At 40.9% G+C, this 20,557-nt stretch carries 19 protein-coding genes; 3 read left to right on the top strand and 16 right to left on the bottom strand.

Translation table 11 applies throughout. The features are described from left to right. Positions 1-131: 131 nt before the first annotated feature. Positions 132-803, bottom strand: a complete 672-nt coding sequence (locus AKK44_RS01825; RefSeq protein ID WP_054278258.1) for a hypothetical protein — start codon at positions 801-803, stop codon at positions 132-134. 360 nt (positions 804-1,163) lie between these two features. Between AKK44_RS01825 and AKK44_RS01820 the strand changes: the two genes are divergently transcribed. Beyond that, entirely contained in the window at positions 1,164-2,387 is a 1,224-nt protein-coding gene (locus AKK44_RS01820; protein WP_054278257.1) for a transglutaminase domain-containing protein, read from the top strand. A gap of 41 nt (positions 2,388-2,428) precedes the next feature. Here AKK44_RS01820 and tadA read toward each other — a convergent pair whose 3' ends face one another. From tadA to tgt, 5 genes are all read right to left on the bottom strand, one after another. Then, a complete protein-coding gene (tadA, locus tag AKK44_RS01815) occupies positions 2,429-2,950 on the bottom strand; it encodes a tRNA adenosine(34) deaminase TadA (protein WP_054278256.1) in 522 nt (173 codons plus the stop codon). Then, on the bottom strand, positions 2,947-3,729 hold the full coding sequence (locus tag AKK44_RS01810; RefSeq protein ID WP_054278255.1) for an MBL fold metallo-hydrolase: 783 nt from the start codon (positions 3,727-3,729) through the stop codon (positions 2,947-2,949). Before AKK44_RS01810 ends, tadA begins: the two co-directional genes overlap by 4 nt. Positions 3,730-3,835: 106 nt before the next feature. Continuing rightward, positions 3,836-4,375 carry a biotin transporter BioY gene (locus AKK44_RS01805; RefSeq protein WP_054278254.1) on the bottom strand — a complete coding sequence of 180 codons (540 nt, stop codon included), beginning with the start codon at positions 4,373-4,375 and terminating at the stop codon, positions 3,836-3,838. A gap of 4 nt (positions 4,376-4,379) precedes the next feature. Further along, positions 4,380-4,691 carry a CHY zinc finger protein gene (locus AKK44_RS08595; protein ID WP_082385509.1) on the bottom strand — a complete coding sequence of 104 codons (312 nt, stop codon included), beginning with the start codon at positions 4,689-4,691 and terminating at the stop codon, positions 4,380-4,382. 112 nt (positions 4,692-4,803) lie between these two features. Continuing rightward, positions 4,804-5,946 carry a tRNA guanosine(34) transglycosylase Tgt gene (tgt, locus tag AKK44_RS01800; protein WP_054278253.1) on the bottom strand — a complete coding sequence of 381 codons (1,143 nt, stop codon included), beginning with the start codon at positions 5,944-5,946 and terminating at the stop codon, positions 4,804-4,806. A gap of 193 nt (positions 5,947-6,139) precedes the next feature. Here tgt and AKK44_RS01795 point away from each other — a divergent pair, with 193 nt between their 5' ends. Then, the gene (locus AKK44_RS01795; protein ID WP_054278252.1) at positions 6,140-6,925 is read left to right on the top strand and encodes a DUF975 family protein; all 786 of its coding nucleotides are present in this window, start codon (positions 6,140-6,142) and stop codon (positions 6,923-6,925) included. Positions 6,926-6,995: 70 nt separating this feature from the next. Here the strand turns inward: AKK44_RS01795 and perR are convergent, their stop codons facing one another. The 3 genes from perR to polA all read right to left on the bottom strand — a co-directional run bounded on the left by perR (position 6,996) and on the right by polA (position 10,808). Continuing rightward, positions 6,996-7,466 (bottom strand): peroxide-responsive transcriptional repressor PerR, encoded by a 471-nt coding sequence (gene perR, locus AKK44_RS01790; protein WP_037594277.1) that lies wholly within the window; start codon positions 7,464-7,466, stop codon positions 6,996-6,998. A 62-nt stretch (positions 7,467-7,528) separates the two neighbouring features. Continuing rightward, complete coding sequence (locus AKK44_RS01785; protein ID WP_054278251.1) at positions 7,529-7,969, bottom strand: CoA-binding protein; 441 nt, start codon at positions 7,967-7,969, stop codon at positions 7,529-7,531. A 196-nt stretch (positions 7,970-8,165) separates the two neighbouring features. Further along, entirely contained in the window at positions 8,166-10,808 is a 2,643-nt protein-coding gene (gene polA / locus AKK44_RS01780) for a DNA polymerase I (protein WP_054278250.1), read from the bottom strand. Positions 10,809-11,016: 208 nt separating this feature from the next. Here polA and AKK44_RS01775 point away from each other — a divergent pair, with 208 nt between their 5' ends. Then, a complete protein-coding gene (locus AKK44_RS01775) occupies positions 11,017-11,289 on the top strand; it encodes a hypothetical protein (protein ID WP_054278249.1) in 273 nt (90 codons plus the stop codon). A 134-nt stretch (positions 11,290-11,423) separates the two neighbouring features. Here the strand turns inward: AKK44_RS01775 and AKK44_RS01770 are convergent, their stop codons facing one another. The 7 genes from AKK44_RS01770 to AKK44_RS01740 all read right to left on the bottom strand — a co-directional run bounded on the left by AKK44_RS01770 (position 11,424) and on the right by AKK44_RS01740 (position 20,221). Next, positions 11,424-13,151, bottom strand: a complete 1,728-nt coding sequence (locus AKK44_RS01770; protein ID WP_054278248.1) for an ABC transporter permease/substrate binding protein — start codon at positions 13,149-13,151, stop codon at positions 11,424-11,426. A gap of 17 nt (positions 13,152-13,168) precedes the next feature. Beyond that, complete coding sequence (locus AKK44_RS01765; RefSeq protein WP_037594282.1) at positions 13,169-14,365, bottom strand: quaternary amine ABC transporter ATP-binding protein; 1,197 nt, start codon at positions 14,363-14,365, stop codon at positions 13,169-13,171. A 533-nt stretch (positions 14,366-14,898) separates the two neighbouring features. Continuing rightward, positions 14,899-16,410, bottom strand: a complete 1,512-nt coding sequence (locus AKK44_RS01760; protein WP_236686642.1) for a helix-turn-helix domain-containing protein — start codon at positions 16,408-16,410, stop codon at positions 14,899-14,901. Between the two features lie 525 nt (positions 16,411-16,935). After that, positions 16,936-17,763: a 3-methyl-2-oxobutanoate hydroxymethyltransferase gene (panB, locus tag AKK44_RS01755; RefSeq protein WP_054278247.1), complete on the bottom strand. Its 828-nt coding sequence runs from the start codon at positions 17,761-17,763 to the stop codon at positions 16,936-16,938. A 14-nt stretch (positions 17,764-17,777) separates the two neighbouring features. Then, the gene (locus tag AKK44_RS01750) at positions 17,778-18,683 is read right to left on the bottom strand and encodes a Rossmann-like and DUF2520 domain-containing protein (protein WP_054278246.1); all 906 of its coding nucleotides are present in this window, start codon (positions 18,681-18,683) and stop codon (positions 17,778-17,780) included. Between the two features lie 3 nt (positions 18,684-18,686). After that, positions 18,687-19,532 carry a pantoate--beta-alanine ligase gene (panC, locus tag AKK44_RS01745; RefSeq protein ID WP_054278245.1) on the bottom strand — a complete coding sequence of 282 codons (846 nt, stop codon included), beginning with the start codon at positions 19,530-19,532 and terminating at the stop codon, positions 18,687-18,689. Positions 19,533-19,846: 314 nt separating this feature from the next. Then, positions 19,847-20,221 carry a MazG nucleotide pyrophosphohydrolase domain-containing protein gene (locus AKK44_RS01740; RefSeq protein WP_054278244.1) on the bottom strand — a complete coding sequence of 125 codons (375 nt, stop codon included), beginning with the start codon at positions 20,219-20,221 and terminating at the stop codon, positions 19,847-19,849. Positions 20,222-20,557 lie beyond the last annotated feature (336 nt).

Here is a 20,557-nt window from a genome sequence, read left to right as displayed (position 1 = left end):
TTCGGAAATAGTTTTTTTAGTACTGTGCGTACAAACCCTTAGCTTACCTGTATAAAAACCATGTTTTATCAATGATAGTTATCAGAAAGCTTCTAAAAATTTTATTTACTACAGCCTATGTCTTCAATCTTTTATTTTCCAAATTCACCCTTATAGCTAGGGAATGAAGCGGCGAGAGGATTGTTCTGTTTAATCCCTGCTAAGAATGGTAAATCATTCCATTTTTCTGCATAGCCTTCTTCTAATTCGGTAGTAAATTTCCATACAAGTTTATGTGAAAAGTAAGTATTATCTTCACGCCCATATGTATCAACTAGAACACGTGAAAATTTTCCTTGATTTTTCAAGGCATAAAATTTATATAAGGAGTCGCTCCAACCTGTGTACCCTGGAAATTTGTCAAATTCTTGTGTGAAATTCTTTGGTTGAGTTTTCCAATCATAATGCCATCTTGTATTTTCATATGTGTTAGAACGAACGGTGCCGTCCCAATAATGATGCTCATAAGTTATTTGAGTTGGCGCTTTTACTCCCGTAGGCAAGAACACTGAAAAATCTGGATATACCCATTTTTCTTGTGCTGAATTAAAGGAAACAGTCCATTCAATACTTTTTTTATCAGAACTTAATGTTTTTGTGTAATCTACGTAATTACTAACATCATAATTCCCTTGCCAATAAAGATGCACTTTATTTTCATGGTCAATTCTATCATGAGCTTTAACTGTATTATTTAGACCAAATGTTAAAGTACTCATTGCAATTACTAAAGCCGAAGGATACAAAAATTTTCTAAATTTCATTTTTAAAGTTACCTTTCATAAATATATTTATATATTACAAAAAATATATATAAAAGTAAATGATTTTTAATTTATTTTTTGTTTTATTTTTATAAAAATTTAAAAATAGTAGATAAGTTATCTCTATAGCATCCTTAATATTCTTTAAATGAGATAATAATTGCCAATTCTTGATTTGATGCTAGCATCGCTTTATTATTCAGACTCATCATTTCAAAATTTTGTATTATTGTTTCTCCTTTCTATCCACATAGTGTTATGACTTCATGAACCTAATATAGTTTGAATGATTAAACCCAAAACTTCTTTGTTACAGGTTATGGTATAATTATTTTATTAGACTATTGTATTGGAGTCATTATGAAAAAGAATTTCTTGATGCTTGGACTGATTTCCTTGTCTTTATTGTCTGTGACCGCTTGCTCATTGACCAATCCTTTTGCAGGAGCTCCTCAAGAAGATATGGTCTTGTCAGATAAAAAACGTGACAAACTGCATCAACTGGTAGCCTCTCATTATTATTACCAACAGCTTGATGATGCTCAAAAAGCCAACTATCTCCTGCTTTATGATAGCCTGTCCCAGTTTCGTGAAGTGGTTAGTTTGTCTCCTGCGTCAAAAGCCAGCCTCATCAAAACTATTGATGCCTTTACCATGGATAACCCTGCTTTTTTCTGGGTGACAACAGCCAATTACCAGTTAGAAATGTCTGACCAAGTTGCATTTGTAACCTTTGACTTGCCAAAAGATGCTCCAAAAATCTACCAGCAACTGCAAGCAATTGGAGACGACATTCTCTCAAAAGCCCCTGCAGAAAATGATTATGAGCGCATCAAATATTTTTACGATACCATCATTCAAGACACCGACTACAACCAAAAGGCTTTTCAAGCCTATCAATCCGGAGATGAAACCCTCATTTCCTCTAACCAAGACATTCGCAGCGTCCTGATTGACCATTTATCAGTCTGTAATGGCTATGCCCAGACCTTTCAATTTCTCTGTCAAAAAGCAGGAATCCCTGTAGCCTATATCAGAGGCGATGTCACCTCTAGTCAATCCAAAGAGCGCTACCCTCATGCTTGGAACGCTGTCAAGATTGACGGAAACTATTATGCGGTAGATACAACTTGGGGGGATCCTGTTTTTGACACGCAACTATCTGGACAACAACAATCTCTGATCAACTATCATTTTTTATGCTTACCAGATCAGCTGCTAAATCAAACACACAAAGCAAGCTCAAACATTGCCTTTAATTCATCAGAAACCTTTACTAGCATCTGGAAAATCCCAAAATGCTCAGATGATTCCTTACTCTATACCAAACTAAATCAGAGTTACTTTGAGTCATTTAGCCAAGCTCAAGTCCTGAACAGTCTCAGTAACCAGTTGGCTCAAAAAGTGCCACAAATTAGTGTTCAGTTTGCTAATAAAGCCTCTTACGACCAGCTTGTCGCAGACCTAGAGGTACATCAAACAGATTACCATCAGCTGTTTAGACAATATTTCCCAGACGGTGCTAGCTATGCTTATAGCTTAATGCCAGATACTTATAGTGTTTCTTTTTTCCCTAACGCCTAACAAAAAACCCTCTTTTAGCAACAGTCTAAAAGGGGGTTATATTATTGATAAGGCGTGCTATCTGTTTGAGTAAGGACTTCTTGCTTAGCGTCTTTTTTCTGGTCTCGTCTTTGGCGGAAAAAAGTCTGCATCATCTCAGCACACTCTTTAGCCAATAGTCCTGACTCTACTTGGACGCGATGATTGAGACGCTCATCCGTCAAAATTTCATAAAGGCTTGTGGCTCCGCCAAATTTGAGATTAGCTGCTCCAAAGATAACCCTAGGAATCCTTGCTAGACCAATAGCACCACTGCACATAACGCAAGGCTCTATGGTGACAAAAAGGGTCGTTTCTAGCAACCGCCAATTTCCTTCGTGGGCATTAGCCTCATTAATTGCCATGATTTCAGCATGCATAACTGCCTGCTGGCGTTCTTCGCGGGCATTATGTCCCCTGCCAATAATCTGGCCATCCTTAACAATGACACAGCCTATTGGGATTTCGTTTTTCTCCAAAGACTTTTTTGCCTCGTTAAGGGCCTCTGTCATGAAATATGCTTGTTCTTCTTGGCTATAAGTCATCTCACGTCACTTCCTAAATCCCAAGAGTTATGTGGCAAGGACAATTCGACTGGAATGTCTTGTGCATAGGTTTTGGTTTCTTGGCGCAACACCTCCAAGTGGTTTTTAGGGTCAATACCTTCTGGGGGTAGCGGAGGCATATGGGTCAAGACTAGGCGTTTAACCCCAGCTTTTTTTGCTATCTGCCCTGCTTCTTTACTGGTCAAGTGAGCCATATGGTTTTCATTTCCCTCATATAGGTAAACATCAGCCAAAAAAAGGTCTGCCCCTTTAGCAAAGTCAATAAGACCTTCAAAATAACCGGTATCTCCTGTAAAGACCAATACCTGTCCTGTTTGCCTTTCCTCTATACGAAAAGCATAGCAAACAACGGGGTGTACCGTTTTTATAAACCGAATGTCAAAAGGACCAATAGACTCAACCCCATCAACCTGATAAGCAATGCCTTTTGACACTTGAGGAATGGTCAACTTAGCAAACTCATGCGGGTCTTCTTGATGTCCGTAGATAGGCAAGCATTTTGCTTGCTTGAGGTGCTTAGGATAGAGCTGATAATAATGGCGCAAAACTCCCAAATCAGCCACATGATCAGGATGATAGTGACTGATAATAACGGCGTCTAAATCGAGAGGATTAATCTCTTTTTCTAACTCATTGAGGGCACGGCTCCCAGCATCCATGAGCAACTGAAAACCATCACACCCCGTGATGAGATAGGACGTCGTTCCTGCATCTTGGTGAGGGTAAGCTCCCCAAGATCCTAGTGTTGTTAGTTCCATGACAAAACCTTCTTTCTCACTTTGCTCCTATTATATCAAAAAAGACCTCCAAACATTGCTTTAACCTACCAAAAAAGCCCAGCCCTCAAAAGGAGCTAGAGCTTTTTTATGATTTGGTATTCAAAAAACTGTCTTTATAGCTCACTGCAATCACAGTAGCAATAATAGCTTTGATGGTATCTCCTGTGATAAACACAACATTAGATAGCAAGGACTTGCCTAGCGGCATTCCTGTGTAAGTAGCTAACCAAATAGCTCCTAAAACATCTACCACTAGCACTCCTGAAATAAAAATGGCTAAAAAAGTCATCATAGTGTGTTGAGATAACCACTTGCGATATAAAAGAGAAAACACCAAGGGTACCAAAGGATAGGCTAACACATAGCCTGCTGTAGGCCCCATCAAAACAGGTATTGTGGTCTTTGTCGCAGAGAAAACAGGTAAAAATAACCCAACCACCAGAAATAAGAATACTGCTAAACTTCCTTTTTTACCTCCTAAAAGGACTGCTGCCAGCATGATGCCTAAATTTTGCAAAACAATAGGTACTGGGATAAAACTTAACGGAATAGCTGGGATAAATCCCAAAATGATAATCAAACTGGTCATCATAGCGACTCTAACGAGGTCTTTTGTTGAAAACATGTGTCTAGGACTCCTTCATAAAATAAATGTCACTGTGCTTGTGACATGCTGGGTTAAAAGCACTTCGACAAAACGGGCAAGCTCCAAGCTTGTAGTCGCATCGACTAAGGTAGCGGTGGCATCCTCCGCAAATCACAGGATAGGGTTCTTGCTGATTTGTGGGATGAAAAGTATGGTCTGCTAGCAAATCATGGCAGCTAAAACAAGCATAATAACGCTGACAAGCCGCACACTTGAGACCAACAATATCCAACTCGGAGTGATAATGTTGGCATCGGTAATTCTGATCACATGCTATTCCAAAACACTCTGACATCCCTCAGCCTCCTGTAATAGTGTAATCTAAAAAAAATAAAGTGTCAACCTGTTTTTAAAAATAGGGTTACAGTTTATCAAAAAAAGAGCGACCCTTGGTCACCCTTGTCATATTAAAAATTACGTGTGGATCGGTTATAGCCATAACGCTCTAGAAAATCTTGTCTGAATTCTAACAATTGGTCATCCATGATGGCTTGGCGGACCTGTTTCATAAGATTTATCAAGAAATACAGATTGTGATAGCTCGTCAAACGAATCCCAAAGGTCTCGTCAGCTTTTAGCAAATGACGAATATAAGCGCGTGTGTAGTTTTGGCAAGTATAGCAATCACAGTTGTGGTCTAGCGGGGTAAAGTCTTCGGCAAATTTGGCATTTTTAATTACCAAACGCCCTTCACTGGTCATACAAGTCCCATTTCGGGCAATACGCGTTGGTAACACACAGTCAAACATGTCAATACCACGAATCACACCATCAATCAAACTATCTGGAGCCCCTACTCCCATGAGGTAGCGAGGTTTATTCTCTGGCAGCAAAGGAGTTGTGAAGTCTAGCACAGCATTCATCTCCTCATGAGTCTCACCAACAGCTAAACCACCTACGGAGTAACCTGGAAAGTCCATCCCAACCAAATCAGAGGCTGATTGGCGGCGCAGGTCTTTAAATCCTGCTCCCTGCACAATCCCAAACAATCCTTGGTCGTGGGGACGCTGATGCGCATTGAGCCCACGCTCTGCCCATCGACTAGTGCGTTCGATAGATTTTTTCACATAATCGTACGGCTGATAGAATTGTGGGCATTCATCAAAACTCATCATGATATCTGAGCCTAGGTTATTTTGAATGGAGATTGCCTTTTCAGGAGACAAGAACATCTTTGAGCCATTGAGATGATTTTTAAAGGTTACCCCTTCTTCAGTAATATTTCGCGAATCCGCCAAGGAATAGACTTGGAAACCTCCTGAGTCTGTCAAAATCGGCTGGTCCCAGTTCATAAATTTGTGCAGACCTCCAGCACGCGCAATCAACTCATCTCCTGGACGTAGCCAGAGGTGATAAGTGTTTGACAAAATGATGCCAGATCCCATTTGTTTTAACTCTTCAGGGGACTGGGTTTTAACCGTTGCTTGCGTGCCTACGGGCATAAACATAGGGGTTGGAAACGTTCCGTGAGGGGTGATGATTTCTCCCAGACGGGCACCCGTATGCTTTTCTTTTTTAATCAGACGATAAGTAATTGGATAATCAGTCATTTTCTCTTTCCTTGCTATCAAGATAAACAGTCTTGAGCTTTTATTTTTCAACAACACGCATTGAAAAGGCTAGTTAATAGCTCCCTCATTTTACCAAAAAAGCATCCACTTGTCATTCCCTGTCCCAAAATACCAGCTGCAAAGCCTGCCTGCTCTGCTTTGAATATGGTACAATAGTTAAAAGGAGTTTATTATGTCTATTAAAAAAATAAAAAAAGAAGCCCGTCAAACCTTGAAAGGGCTACCTGGCAAATACCAGCTATTTGCTGTTCCTATTCTATTGTACACGCTGTACATATGGGTCGAAGGTCACGGTGCCTATCTCTACAACAGGGGTCTCGAGTTGTCTCCAGAAGCAGACCTTTTCCCAATCTCTATCTTGCTGTTTATGACTTTGTTTACCTTGTCAGCAACCTTTATCATGCTGGATGTGATTAGGGGCAAACGTCAACAAGCGACTTTTTCAGACACAACGCTTGCTTTTTCAAGAAATTATATTGGCAAACTCATTGCAGTGTTTTTGTTAAACACCTTATTTTTATTCACCCTTTTTTTATTAGCTAGTATTGGTCTTTTATTGCTATTTGCGGCTGCTAGCACAGGGGGAGGCATGTCAGTCGGTCAAATCAGTTTAGCTGTGATTGGACTAATCCTTTTTATAGGCGGGGCCTCTTGCTATATCAATCGTTTATTGGCCTATGCTTTGGTTAATCATATTCTCTATGACACTGTTAACCAGCAGACCTATATCGGAGCTTTATCCGCTCTAGAAAGAAGCAGCGCCTTGGTCAAAGGATACAAGGGGAAACTCTTTTTGTTCCATCTTAGTTTTCTGGGCTGGTACTTAGGCACTCTCTTAACCTTTGGATTGCTTAGCATTTATAGCTTACCTTACTTTGTTACCGCAAAAGCTCTCTTTTATGACCAGTTACTCCAAATACGTCACAAAAAAGAAGCCCAAATAGCTAGCGACGCCTAATTTAAGGACACCAATACAAAAAGCCAGAGATAACATCTCTGGCTTTTTTATGATGGACAGCAGACGCTTGTTAAGCGTCATGCTCCTCTTCTTTTTTCTGGCATTCAGGACAGACGCCATAAGCAATCACTGGAATGCGAGTGACCCTGTATCCAGTTTGTTGATGAGCTTCTCGAGCAATATCCATGACATCAACGTCCATAAAGTCGGCAATTTTACCACAAATTTCACAGACCACATTGACGTGTTGGTGCCCCATAAAATCATAATAAGTGGTGAGATCATTGCTGATTTTTAACTCTGAGACAAACCCTTCATCCACTAAGACCTTCAGGTTATTATAAACCGTAGCAAGGCTCATATTTGGATATTTGGGGTGCAGGTCACGGTAAATCCTGTCTGCACTGGGATGCTCTGTTGACTGAATCATATAAGAAATGATGGCCTTACGTGTTTCAGTAATGCGAATATGTCTTTCGCGAAGATGCTCTAGGACATTTTCATAGGCATCTAGGGCTTGTTGATGTGAATGAATGTCCATAAGCTCAGCTCCTACCTTTTTCTTTTTTGTATCACAAGTCATCAATAATCATTCTAAACCGTTTAGCCTTGCTTAGCTACCAAACGTAAATATTCTATTTTGATGCATCGATTCATGACAATATCGTTTCTGCCTGCTACACGCAGAAGGTTCTCTGCTTCTTGATTTTCTAAACCAAGTTGTGCCCAAAAGACCTTAGCCTTTGTTTCCAAAAAGTCTTCTGCTACTTGAGGGAGAAACTCACTCCGCCTAAAGACGTCCACAATGTCAATCTCAAAAGGAATTTCCTTGAGACTAGCATAGACTGTCTCACCCAAAATGGTTTGTCCTGCTAACTTTGGATTAACAGGGACAATCTGATAATCCATGGCCTGCATGATCTTAGCAACTCTGTAGGCAGCAGTTTCCTCACGGTCAGACAAACCAACCACAGCAATGGTCTTGGCTGCTTCAAGATAAGATAAAATGGTTTCGTCAGATGGGTTTTGAAATGTATAAGTCATTGTATCTGTCCTCTATCTAATAATATCGTGGTCTTTAGCGGTAGCACCAAACTAAGGACCTCACTGCTCAATTCGCGACAACAAGACGAGCCGATATGGCATCTTGCCAGAAAACGATTGCTGATAAAGTGCTTTCATTCTATTATAACACAAAGTTTAAAAATGAGAACACGTATGATTGTGCAAAAAACGATACTTATTTGGCTTCGTACCAACTTTGTCCAGCATTTTCATCCGCTTTTAATGGTACTGCTAAATGAACTGCAGATTCCATCGTCTCTTTGACGAGTTTTCTAACGTCATCTAACTCATGATTTGGCACTTCTAGGACGATTTCATCGTGAACCTGTAACAGCATCTTGGCTTCAAAATCGCCTGCAACCAAGGCCTTGTCTAGATTAATCATGGCAATTTTGAGAATGTCTGCTGCACTGCCTTGAATCGGTGAGTTAATCGCTGTGCGCTCAGCAAAGGAGCGAACGTTGAAATTGCGAGAATTAATGTCTGGTAATTCGCGACGACGCTTAAAGAGGGTCTCTACATACCCTTGGTCTTTAGCTTTGCGAACCACATCTTCCATGTAGCGCTTAATCCCTGGATAACGCTCAAAGTAGGTGTCAATGTAACTTTTGGCTTGTTTACGCGTGATCCCAAGATTATTGGACAAGCCAAAATCAGAGATGCCATAGACAATGCCAAAGTTAACTGCCTTGGCGTTACGGCGGTCATTAGCAGTCACTTCTTCTGGACTGGCAATGCCAAACACGCGCATAGCTGTTGCGGTATGGATATCTGCACCCTCATTAAAGGCAGCAATCAAATGCTCATCTCCCGAAATATGTGCGAGCACTCGTAGCTCGATTTGGGAGTAATCCGAACTCAATAAAACAGCATCATCGCTAGACGGGGTAAATGCCTTGCGGATGAGACGTCCCTGCTCCAAGCGTACGGGTATGTTTTGTAGATTAGGGTCAACGCTTGACAAACGCCCCGTCTGGGTCAAGTCTTGAACATAACGGGTATGAATGTTGCCGTCTTCTAAGATATAGTCTTGAAGTCCTAGGACATAGGTTGATTGGAGTTTGGTGATTTGTCGATACTCCAAAATCTTGGCTACGATTGGTGCAATAGGAGCTAGGCGTTCCAGCACATCGACTGCGGTCGAATAGCCCGTCTTAGTCTTTTTGGTCAACTCTAAAGGAAGCTGCATTTTTTCAAATAAAATAACACCTAGTTGCTTAGGAGAGTTGATGTTAAAGGCTTCGCCAGCCATGCTGTAAATGTCCTGTGTCAGCTGATCGATAACGCGCTGATTTTCCTTAGCCATTTCTTGAAGACTTGCCTTATTCACCTTGATGCCCTGGATTTCCATTTTAGCTAATACATTAGCCAAGGGCAATTCAATGGCATCATAAAGTTCTGCCTGGTCATGGTCAACTAGTTTTTGAAGCATCACAGGCTGGCTATCCAAAAGTACCCTGACCTTACGAGCTAGATGCTCTAAAAGTACTGACTTTTCAGGAACCGCTCGCTTAACCCCTTTGCCATAAACAACCTCATCTGACTCCAAAGGAATTGTGGTGTACAGGCGAGCAATCGTGGTCATCTCGTTATTCTCGACATTGGTTAACAAGTAATTGGCTAAGCGAGCATCGTGGCGCGCCTCTAAAAGCTCAACACCTAAATGACTCAGCAGGACCTTGCTTCGTTTAAAATCATAAGTGGCAAGCGGTTTAGCAAATGCTTCTTTAAATAAATCACCCGTCAAAAGGCTCGTGTCTGCCGAGGCATAAATGTTATCCCCATGTCCCCAAGCAAATCCAATCATTTGCTCACGATGGTAGTTATCTTTTAACACTTCAAAATAAAACACATCGTCTGCTGTAAACATATCAGCAGTCACTTGGTCAACCTCTTGAAAGGCGATAGCTTCGACGGCTTCTTTAGGAAGTTGATGATCTATTGTTTTTTTTAGCTGGACAAATCCCATATCCTCGTAAAACTGTGAGAGCTCCTCAAGATTTGGCCCCTGATAGACCAAATCATCTAGGCCAATAGTGATTGGAGATTCCGTATCAATGGTCGCCAAGGTCTTGGACAAGAAAGCCTGCTCCTTGTCTGCAATCAAGTGCTCCTTCATTTTTGAAGCCTTGATGTCATCCAAGTGGTCGTAAATCCCTTGGAGGCTACCATATTCATGAAGGAGTTTAAGTCCTGTTTTTTCACCAATTTTTGTCACGCCAGGGATATTATCAGATTTATCTCCCATAAGCGCCTTGAGATCAATGAATTGCTCTGGCGTCAGCCCCATTTTAGCCATCAAATAATCAGGCGTAAATTCTTCAAATTCGGCAACCCCTTTTTTAGAAATTTCGACCACTGTGTTGGCATCTGTCAGCTGAATCAAGTCCTTGTCACCACTAACAATGGTCACCTCAAAAGGCTCCGAGGTACCCTCTGCCATCTTGTCAAGGGTTCCAATAATATCATCAGCCTCGTAGTTGTCCAATTCATAAAAAGGTACCCCTAAAGCAGCTAACATGTCTCTGATGTAGGGAAATTGTTCTCTAAATTCATCAGGGGTCTTTGCTCGACCTGCCTTGTAGTCGGAAAAAAGCGCAGTACGAAAAGTGGTTTTCCCCGCATCAAAAGCCACTAGCACATGAGTAGGCTGCACACGCTTCATCGTATGGTCTAGCATCAGATGAAAGCCATAAATAGCATTGGTATGTAGACCACTAGCATTTTTAAAACGATCAATCTGCTGATAGAGGGCAAAAAAGGCACGAAAGGCAATAGATGATCCATCAATTAAAAGTAATTTATTCTTGTTTTTCATGACTTTATTATATCATAAGCTAGCCAGCATTGCTTTTTTGAAATCATCTACATATACTAGAAACACAAACCCCTTTTTAAAAATGATATTTTTATTTTTTTGTTATATTATAATGAGAAATCTATTGTTTTTTTGGTATTTTATGATAAAATAATGATGTCAACTAACCCTTGACACCCAACCCAAAAAGATGAGAGGAAACCTATTTATGAGATTTAGACATATGGCTCTTGGCTTGGTGGCTACTGTTGCCTTATGCACATGTGCTCCTGCCTTGCAGTCTGCTCACGTGCCACAGTCCCAGGCGACTAACATCCAAACCAATCAAAAACCAACTAGAATCAACAGTAATACCCTTGCACTAACTCCTGCCAAGACAACCACTGTGGTTAATGCTGGTACAACAGCTGCTGTATCTAGCTTCTGGCGATTCTTTATCAATATCAGTGCCATTTTAAACAGTTTAGGGCACCGTAGTTAAAATACCATCCTTATTCTCCAAACAACCTTATACAAGCAACACTAAAGAGTCAAACTAGCCATAGGCAGTTTGGCTCTTATCTTTACCATCAAAAAAGAATGGACTATCAGTCCATTCTTTTTTTGATGATAGGCTTATTTCAACCATTCAGCGACTTTATCCTCATTCGCATCAATCCATTTTTTGGCTGCTGCTTCTGGTGACATACCGTTGTTGATGTCCAACATAACTGTTTCCATGTCTTTTTGAGTCCAATGGAAATGGTCAATGATGTCATAAACTTTTGGCATTTCTTCTTTTAGCCCTTTACGAGCAATTGTGTTAATGTTTTCTGCAGAACCAAAGCTACCCTTAGGATCTTCTAGGTATTTCAAATCATACTTCGCAAACATCCAATGTGGTGACCAAGCTGTCACAACAATTGGTTCTTTTTTCTTGAACGATTGTGCTAATGAGGTCGTCATCGCACCAGTCGAAGCAGAAACCAAGTCCCAATCAGAAAGGTTTGAGTAGTCTGTTAGAGCACTTTTGGCAGCATTCATGATACCTGCACCAGGCTCAATCCCTGTGATCTTTTGATCAGCTTGTTTCGTTAAATCAGCAATGCTATTAACATCTGTCATATAACTAGGAACCGCAAGACCTAACTTAGTACCTTCCAAGTTTGGACCAAGGTCATCTAGTTTAGCTTTGTATTTGTCATATTGTTGACCGTGTGTCACTGGCAACCAAGCACTTGTTGAAAAGTCAGCGTCGCCATTGGCAACTGTCTGCCACATAACAGCATTATCAAGCGGTGTTAATTCGACATTGTAGCCTTCTTTTTTCAAAGCTTGGGCAATCACGTTAGTCGAAGCCACCTCTGAGTCCCATTGCACATAGGCAATAGTTACTTTTTCGCCCTTGTCTGCTGATGAAGATGTCATCGCCATCAAACCACGTCCAAGACCTGCGAAGATAAAAATTGCTAACGCAACAAGACCAATCCATTTATTCACTTTACCAGCTTTTGCCTTTTCTTCAGGTTTGCTGTTAAAGTTTTGGGTCATACGGTCCAGGATAATGGCTAAAATAACCAGTGCCAAACCGCTGACAAAACCACTACCAATATCAGCATGCTGAAGGGCTGACAAGACTTCACGTCCAAGACCTGGAGCCCCGATCATAGATCCTGTAACCACCATAGACAGTGCCAACATCATCGTTTGGTTAACACCGGCCATAATCGTGTTTTTAGCGAGAGGAAGTTCCACCTTGAACAATTTTTGTTTTGGTGTTGACCCAAAAGCGTCTGAAGCCTCTACTAGTTCCGTTGGAATGTCACGGATTGCTAGATTAGTAAACCTTACTGTTGGTGGCAAGGCAAAGATCACTGAGGCAAAAACCCCAGGTACCATACCGATACCAAAGAAGGCTACCGCAGGAATCAAGTAAACGAAGGCTGGCATAGTTTGCATAAAGTCCAAGATAGGGTTAACCACTTGGCGCACTGTTGCATTTTTTGCCATCCAAATCCCTAGAGGGATACCAATCAAAATCGAAATCAGACTGGCCACGAGTACCAAAGTAAAGGTATTGATTAATTGTTCCCAAAGCCCTTGGTTATAAATAAAGAGCAAACCTAGGAAAGTAAAGGTTGGCAGGTGCCATTTTTTCTTTGATAAAAAGAACATGGCAACTGTCATTAAAGCGATAAACAGTAATGGGTGGATAAACAAGAGCGTATCTGTCATCCAGTCCATAAGGAAGCTACCAATCACTTGCATCAGGTCAAATAGACCTGAGAAGGTTTTAGTGAGCCATTCTGTGAAATTTTCGACCAGTTGAGCAACTGGCAATTTGGTTTGTAATAAATTTTCCAAAATATGTGTTCTCCGTTCTAGTTGAGGTCTTCGTCTGAAATATTAGCCAGGGCTTCAATCACACGACCACGAATAATAACCCCTAACAAACGATTATTGTCATCTGTCACGGCTATCGGTGCAGATGAGTCATAAATCAGTGGCATAATGTCTGTGATGACAGTGTCTTTGGATACCGTTCTTACATCAGTGTCAATCACATCTGCTAACGGTAGACCTTTTTTACGCGCCTCAAGGGCTGCATCTGCTGTCAAAATACCTTCTAGTTGACGGCGACGGTTGGTTGCCATTAACATAGATACTTCTTCATTGTGCATGCGAGTTAGAGCAACCTGTGGACCATCGATGCCAACTGTTGTTGTAAATGGCTTGATCATGATGTTTTGGGCGGTCAAGACTTTAGATCTGTCAACGTCCTCCACAAACTCACGCACAAACTCATTGGCTGGGTTGGTCAAGATTTCCTCACCCGTACCAATCTGCATGATTTTACCATCTTTCATCAGCGCGATACGATCTCCAATACGCAAGGCTTCGTTCAAATCATGACTGATAAAGATAATGGTTTGTTTCATGGTATCTTGCAAGTCTAATAACTCATCTTGCATCTCGCGACGAATGAGTGGGTCTAAGGCTGAGAAGGCCTCATCCATCAACAGAATTTTTGGACTGTTGGCTAGGGCACGCGATAGACCAACACGTTGCTGCATCCCACCAGATAATTGGTTTGGGTATTGGTCTTTAAAAGCCAATAGACCTGAGTTTTCCAAAGCTCTCTCAGCAATTTCTTGACGCTCTTCTTTTGGAACGCCACGCAGTTCCAAGCCAAACTCGGTGTTTTCTAAAATGGTCTTGTGTGGGAACAAGGCGAAACTCTGAAAGACCATGTTGATGTCGTGACGTCTCACTTCACGCAATTCATCAGCATTCATTTTTGAAATGTCTTTATTGCCAAGTAATACTTGACCAGACGTTGGCTCAATCAAGCGATTCAGCAAACGAACCAAGGTCGATTTCCCACTACCTGATAAGCCCATGATAACGAAAATCTCACCATGTTTGACTTCAAAGCTCGCATCGTAGACCCCGACTGTTGCTCCAGTCTTTTCAAAAATCTCCGTTTTGCTTTTGCCTTTTTTAACCATGTCAAGAGCTTGCTTTTGTCTCTTGCCAAAAATCTTGGTTAAATGTTTTACTTCTAAAATGTTTTCCATTTGGTTCCCCTTGAAATTTCTACTGTTTGTGTTTCATATTTTACAACCGGCGCTAGTTGTCATATCAACGCCTGCTTTTTTTCCTTAAAAAAAGAATCTGTCAAAACAGAACATATCTATTATATCACGTATGGTCTCTTTTTGTCAACCAATTTCTCTTGCAAGCCTCTCTAAAGCCCGGTTTAATCAGTCTAAACACCTACCAACAACATAAAAAAATTCCTACAACCTCTCTCAAAGAAAAAAGTCCTGAGAGTAAGGTAATAGGAACAAAACTAACTGGATAATGTGTGCGTTATGTAATCATAAGGTAAGGAAGTGGTTTAGCCATTTCTGCAAGATACACTCCTAACACCAATAATCATGTTACGGCGACAAGCCGAGAGGCTCATTCACTTCTTAGTCTAATCGATTCGACAATAAAAAGCCATATCAATTATTGGCAAAAGGATTATTTTTTGACCTCTTTTCCTATATATAGTCACCAAATTTTCTCCTTCTTTGTCATGACAAAACACGAACAATTCAACCCCTTAAGACTCTCTACGACTTCGCACCTTAGCATCAAATGCGGTTCCCATTCGAACTTTGAGATACTGATTGAGCTTGGCAACCACAACCGTTGGGATTAGTTTAGCAAAGAAAAAAACATCTGCTTCTTGGCAATCTCCAATTGCAGTATCTGTCACAATCACATCGTATTCTTTTTCCAAAGCCTTGGTGTCAATGGTCAACTGATCAAAAACCGTGATATCAAAAAACTTGCCAATATACTGATCTAAAAAGTCACCGACACTGCCATAGCTTCTTTCAATGACGAGAAGACGTGGTCTACGCATGGTCTCACCAATAGCCAAGAACAAATTTTCCCAAGTCGTCAAAAGGGTATAAAGAAGATTGTTTTGAATAGTGTCTGCCAAATCCTCCTGACCACAGGCAAAGAGTTCCCTGATATAATCAACAAGCTTGTGATAAACATGGGTATAGTGTTTTTTGAAAAAAGCCAAGTACTCACGCTTGTAGTCATAAATGAGATAGCTGTCATTGATATCTTCTGCTGCTAGGATGACTGTTGCATGGAGTCTACGAGCCACTTCGTATTTATTGGATAATACCAACCCAGTATCGTGCTCAACCTTGCTAAGGAGATCTGTCCAACTATTGAGCGACTTGGGTCCTAGAGGTTCTGTTTGGCTATTAGTGACCTGCAAAGAACGACCAAGAACGAGCCCTTCATCTAAATAATTAGAAAACATCTCAGACAAGGCCAACTCATCTAAGGGCAACGAAAACTTAAGCGTAAAAAGATGAGACAAGTCTTGCATCTCCTGTGAATCGCTGAGCAAGCTCAGAAAAATACCACTGAGCTTTTTCTCCTCTCCAATGGCAAAGCCTTTCAGGTAACGGATAAGATTAACCGCACTCAAAATCTTGAGATAGCGAAAGATTGAAAAATCCAAATCAATCTCAGTCAAAGAAGCCATCAAATGAATCAGGCGGCCATGATTGTTCTCATTGAGCAAGGGCTCAAAAGGCCACTGGTTGAAAGGATAAGCCTCTGCAAAATACTTGGCATAAAAGAGGCGAATATCATGTTCTTTACCAACCACACGTATCGGGTGAGTCGCAATTTTAATGTTGAAGCGCTCCCTAAGGTAAATGTTGGTCTTTCCAATAAGACGCTTGAGCGTAGACAGGCTGATAAAAAGCCCCTCAGCCAAGTCATCTAGGGAGGCAAAATCATCAAAAAACAAGGCCGACATCATTTTGAGCGCTTGAGACTCTAACAGAGCCCTTTGGTAAACATCTCTGAGACCATACTGGTGTTCATAGGAGATACGCAGTTGAGAATGCTCACTAGTGATGCTACCCAATCCCTCCATAAAAATAGGATGAGCCACACAAGCCTGCAGGGTCAACGCCGAACAATCTAGCCGTTCGCAAATATCCTTGTAATAAACAGAATCTGAGGTTTGACTCAGAAGATTGATGAGCTCTAATTCGCGCCACTGTTGCTTTGTAAAAAGATTATCTACCGACATCATAACGAACTCCTAACCGTCTTTATTTTTGATAAAAGGTTTCCGTTGTAAAAGTTACCCATGGTCACCTTTTAATCCTATTATCAATATTATCTTACTATATTATAACATAGAGTTTTATCAAAAATGTTCAGAATATATTAACGTTAGGGTTTTGGTAACGATTTCCAAATCAGTTCAACTAATCTTTTTTTATTTATTCTCAAAATAAGCGACCTCCATAGCATCTTGCCTTATCATGCTTCTGCCATAAATAAATCGCTAGCTCTAATAACATTGAAGGAATAGTCTTTTTAAAAAGATATTATAAAAAACACCTTGATAACACTTTTATGGCTAGGTCACTTTTTTTCAAATAGTGATAATTTACTCCAGGATCTGTTAGCACAAACACCTCGCAAGCAAGTTCGTCTGAGAAAAAACAAAAAGCCCAAAAGGTCGAAAACCTAACCTTTTGGGCTTAGATGGCAATATATCTTGCGGATTTTTTGGATTTTGATTAGAACTCTTCTGTACTACCCCAACTGTTTAATAAAGCTTGTCAATCACATCTTCATTGATTTTAAAGGTATGCTTGTCTTCTGGGAAGGTTTTGTTCTGAACTTCTTCAATATACTGGCTGATTCCTTTGGTCATTACCTCTCCGACTTTGGCAAATTGTTTGACAAATTTTGGTGTAAAGTCATTGTACATGCCCAACATGTCTTGATAAACCAAGACTTGGCCATCACAGTCCACGCCTGCACCGATACCAATGGTTGGTATGTCTAGCACTTCAGTGATTTTCTTAGCTAAAAGAGCTGGAACACACTCTAAAACGACAGCAAAGGCACCTGCTTCTTGTACCGCTAGGGCATCCTCGATGAGTTGTTTTGCAGATGCTTCATCCTTGCCTTGAACCTTAAAGCCACCTAAGGCATTAACTGCCTGTGGGGTCAATCCGATGTGGGCACAAACAGGAATTTTGGCTGCAACAATTGCTCGGATAACGTCACAAACCTCACGCCCACCTTCTAGCTTAACACAGTTGGCTCCGCCTTCTTTCATGATGCGCCCAGCATTAAGGACCGCATCTCTAACCCCTGTGCTGTAAGATAGAAAGGGCATATCTCCAACTACTAGGGCATTTTTAGTACCCCTAGAAACTGCTGCAATATGATGAATCATGTCGTCCATAGTGACCTTGATGGTATCATCATAGCCTAACATGACCATGCCTAGCGAGTCACCCACCAAGATGGCATTGACCCCTGCCTCGTCAACGATTTTGGCAGTGGTGTAGTCATAAGCTGTTAGCATGGTGAGTTTGCTACCTGTTTTTTTGGTATCTTTGAAGGTTAATACTGTATTTTTCATAAGCTCGTAAGACCTTAAGGTCTGTCCTTTCTTAATAATTGCTCGAGTGGGTCATAATCTATAGTCTGATGCTTGTCTTGGGCCAATTTGAGGAGCTGCAGGCTAAGAGATTGGTAGATGTCACGCACTTCCTGATAAGATTCTGCCGATAAAGCCTCTAGGTGTTTTTCAACGGTACCCAAATCATTGCGCTCAACAGGCCCTGTTAGCGAAGCTAACGCTCCCTTAGTTACAAAGTGCTCTAAATTATAGGTTGCTAGGCTTTTGAGAGCCTGCAGAGCCTCAGTCTCAGAAAAATCATATTCTTGAAACAGCTCAACAGATAAGCTCCCAAGCGACAAGACCAAATTACTGATCAAAACCGCACCAATATGATATCTGGTTTTATCCTTTGCAGGCATGATTTTGTAGGAATTCCCAGTCACATCTAACCAACTCGCTAAGAGGTCAAGGGCTCTTTGGTCTCCCTCAAGCGTAAAGAAGACCTGGCGCATTTCAGTTTGAGGAGTTGCTTTGCTTTTTATCGCCATAAGAGGGTGGAGGGAACAGACCGCAGCCTCCTGCTGGAGATTTTTATCTAGAGCCTTTGAGGATAGCGCTCCACTGCAGTGTCCAACAACCTTCCCGTTAAGGTCAAGGGGCGATAGGCTCTGCCAAACAGGTACAATCTGAACATCAGTCGTCGTAATCAACAAAACATCACTATCAGCAACTAGCTCTGATAGGTTCACATAAACCGCTGAACCCGTTAAACCAGCAGATTCCTTAGCGCTCATCAAGGTACGACTGTAATAACCCGAAAGTTGTGCAACACCTGCCTCAGAGAGGTAGCGACCAAGTGATGTGGCGACCTTTCCAGCACCTACAAAGCCTAACCTAGGCAGATAACCAGTGGTTACCTTATGCGTTTTCGAGGTCATGGCTTAGCCTTTCATCTGATAGGTAAAGTTGTCAATCAAACGTGTCTTGCCTAGTTTAACAGCCAGAGCCACCAAAACATCTCCTTGGACACTAGAGACTGGCTCCAGAGTGTTAGCATCAACGATTTGAATATAGTCAATGATGGTCCCTGGTGTTTCTGAGATAATAGCTGTCATCTGGTCAATAATGGCCTGGCTTGAAATACCTGGTGCCATCAATTGTTGAGCTTGAGTGATTGCCTTGTAGAGGCAGGTTGCTCTTTGGCGTTCTGTCTCAGAAAGATAACTATTTCGCGAAGACATAGCCAGTCCATCTGCCTCTCGGACAATCGGACAGCCTATGATCTCAACGTCAAAGTTAAGGTCAACTACCATTTTTTTCAAAATCGCCAACTGCTGAGCATCTTTTTGCCCAAAATAAGCTCGGTCTGGTTTGATGAGATTAAAGAGTTTTGCAACAACAGTACACACCCCTGCAAAGTGAGTAGGGCGCTGTTGCCCACAGAGTTGATGAGACAAGGCATCAATGCTGACTGTCGTCTGCAAATTATGATACATCTCTGACGCATCTGGCATAAAAACAGCATCCACACCCAGTTTGTCACAATAATCCAAATCCCTCTCATGATCTTTAGGGTATTTGTCTAAGTCTTCATTCGGTCCAAACTGAATAGGGTTGACAAAGATTGACACCACCACTTGGTCATTTTCTGATCGGGCTTTTCGAATTAGGCTAAAGTGTCCCTCATGCAGATAACCCATGGTAGGTACTAATGCCAACTGTTTGGTGCTTTTTGCAATAGGATTGATGTATTGCCTAACATCTTTTAGGGTTCTTAAGATTTCCATCTGAGTCTCCTTAAAACTCCTCACCTTTCACTAAAACTAGGAAAAGCAAGGAGTTGTTGATGATAACAAATAAACTAACTATACCTAGACTAGCTAGCCATTTCACAACATGTGCAGATACTTTTACCTCAAGCTCATCTGCACATGCTACTACAATAAAAAGGTATTCCAAAGAGACTGAGGCGCTAGTTGTTGTTAGCAGTTCCTCTGTCTATATATGATTCCATTATAGATGTTTTGACCGCAAAAATCAATCTCTATTAAAGAGAGGTAAGTTTAACATTAAGTTGAAAAGGCAACATTTTTCTGTATTGTTACTTTTCCAATTTTTCATCACTCACTACAGTTGGCATTGAGTCTCTTTTTTCCAGAATAAATTGTTCTAAATTCATCTGATGGTGATATTTTTGAGCTGCTAGCTTATCCTTTTTTAGAATTGCCTCACTTAGGTTAATATCATTCAATGCTGCAATGGCAATGGCATAATGCAGAACATCTGCTATTTCTGAGCCTAACTGGCTTTCTAAGTCTTCTGAGATAGTTTCCTTTCTTTTGGCCTTTTTATTTAAAACCTCAGCTACTTCTCCTACTTCCTCAACTAATTTTATGAACAACCCCTCATCGATGGCCTTTTTATGATAGTGATTAAACAAGTAATCCTGTAATTCTGATACGGTAACTTCCATGATTTGTCTCCTTTACACAAATTTGTCTCAGTTTTATTTTGTTTTACACCAAGAGTAACTATCTGACACAAAGTCAGTCTCCACGCTATATGCCTATTGTATCATATGTGGAAATGCCGTTCAAATCGTTAATTATTGCACCTACTCAGTTACTCAAAACGATTGCATGTTCAAAATAACATTAGAAGAATACAAATCTGTCTTTGTTTGTGACTGAAATCAGCCATCTAGTTTGTATCGCTTGCACTATCAACTCTAAAGTAATGTAAAGATACTGTAATTAGCCCATTGCTACCCATGCAAAAAAAGCTCCCTAACTATTGATACTTATTCATAGAT

The organism is Streptococcus phocae (genome assembly GCF_001302265.1).
Classification (GTDB): domain Bacteria; phylum Bacillota; class Bacilli; order Lactobacillales; family Streptococcaceae; genus Streptococcus; species Streptococcus phocae.
This window is presented reverse-complemented; position numbering and strand designations above follow the sequence as displayed.